The organism is Arthrobacter sp. JCM 19049 (assembly GCF_001310435.1).
Genome location: NZ_BAXF01000456.1, coordinates 1 through 1,710, shown reverse-complemented (window position 1 = coordinate 1,710; position 1,710 = coordinate 1). Strand labels below are relative to the sequence as shown.

Annotated in this window: 1 protein-coding gene and 1 pseudogene; both read right to left on the bottom strand. The window is 65.6% G+C overall.

Annotated features, from left to right (window positions below; all coding sequences use genetic code 11):
- Window positions 1–574, bottom strand: a pseudogene (locus JCM19049_RS13340) (hypothetical protein); the annotation flags it as partial.
- 310 nt (window positions 575–884) lie between these two features.
- A complete protein-coding gene (locus JCM19049_RS13335; protein WP_306420809.1) occupies window positions 885–1,454 on the bottom strand; it encodes a GNAT family N-acetyltransferase in 570 nt (189 codons plus the stop codon).
- Between the last annotated feature and the right edge of the window lie 256 nt (window positions 1,455–1,710).

Genomic DNA, 1,710 nt, shown 5'->3' with positions numbered 1-1,710 from the left:
CTGCCGCGGAAACCTGCTTGGCGATCTCGCGGGCCTCCTCGGAGGCCTTCAGGCTGATCTTCGCGCTGGGGCGCAGCGGTTCGGCCTTCGGCAGCGGCTCGGGACGAACCTGCTCGGCGACCTGCTGACGGGTGGCTTCGGTGGCTTCGCGCACGGCAACGTACTTCGGCTTGGGCACCTCGGTCGGTTCCCAGGTGGCCGGCTGTTTCACGCCACCGTCGCCGCGGGCCACGCGCAGGGCCTCGGCACGCAGTTCCTCTGCGGTAATCGAGGGAGCCCGACGGCCGGAATCCGGTCGGGCGTCAAAAACCTTCTCATCCTTCGCGGACTTGGCGATGACCTGGTTGCTGGAGTCCTCGAAGGCCGGGGTGTGCAGGGCCTGCTCACGTACCGCTTCCATGCGCTGCAACAGCTTGCGGTTGCGGTCACGCACGGCCATGGTGCGCAGGGTGGCGAAGCTGGCCACTCCCAGGGCGAAGAGGAAGAACACCAGGCCGAAACCGATCGAGGTGAACGGGGCCAGCACCGCGGTGACCAGTGTCGCCACCAGGGCCAGCAAGCCGGCGAGGGCCACGCTCAACCGTCCATAGCGCAGGCGAAGTTTTGGCTGGGCAGCTGAAACTTTTTTCTGCGGTGCGCTCTGCGACGTGGCAGCCATTGATTCCTCCATCACCGATTCCGGTCGGTCAACATTGAATCCAGGTCAGGGATTCTCGATTTAACCCTATGCAACCGATCACGCGGCGCTGGTCAAATGTCGCGGTGTGTCTACAAGTTTTCTGCCCAGTTGCCTCACATCAGCGCGCAAACCACGACTCAGGGCCGCGGTTCGGGCCGGGATTCGTTGATACGTTCTAATAGTGTCCCGCTGAAGTCCTCTCGGTTCAGCGCGAAGGTGCGGTGATCCCGCCACTGCCCGTTGATGTGCAGGAAGCGTTCGCGCACCCCTTCGTCCCGGAACCGCAGCTTTTCCACCACCCGCAGGCTGGCCGCGTTTTCGGGGCGGATGTTGATTTCCAGCCGGTGCAGCCCCAGCTTTGCGTAGCTGTAGTCCCCCACCAGGCCACCGCCTCGGGGATGTAGCCGAACCCGGCGTGCCCGTGATCAATCCAGTAGCCAATCGAGGCGCTGCGCGCGGCCCCCAGTTGGATCCCGGACAGGGACACCTGCCCAATCAGCGGCGGGTTGGCCGCGTGCGGGTCCTTCAGGGTGACCACCCAGCAGTAGCCGGTCCCTTCCAGCGCCGACTGGCGTTGGGAGCGGACCATCTGTTGAAAGGTGGTGGTGGGGGTGCGTCCGGCGGGGTCGGTGGGATCCCATGGTTGCAGCCACTGGCTGTTGACCCAGCGCAGGTGCATCCACGCCTCGTAGTCCTTCCGGGTCAGCCCGCGCAGCAGCAACCGGTCGGACTCAAGCACGTCCAGTGCCGGACGCGGCAGCCAGGAGGAAAACATATGAGTATCGTATGCCGCCGCTGGCCCTGCGCCGCGCCTGACACATCGAAGGGCCACCGATATGACGCTGTGGAGCCAGGGCGAATCGCCACCCCGGCAGCTGGGCGGGATGCGGACAAAAGGTACAGTAGCTTGCATGAGCCAGCACCCTTCGCATCGTTTGGAGCATCATCCGCCCGTGCCGCAGGACAAGCCCAGCTGGCGCCGGGCGATTCGCGCCGAGCGGCGTCGGCTCTCCCCGGAACTGCGCGCCGAG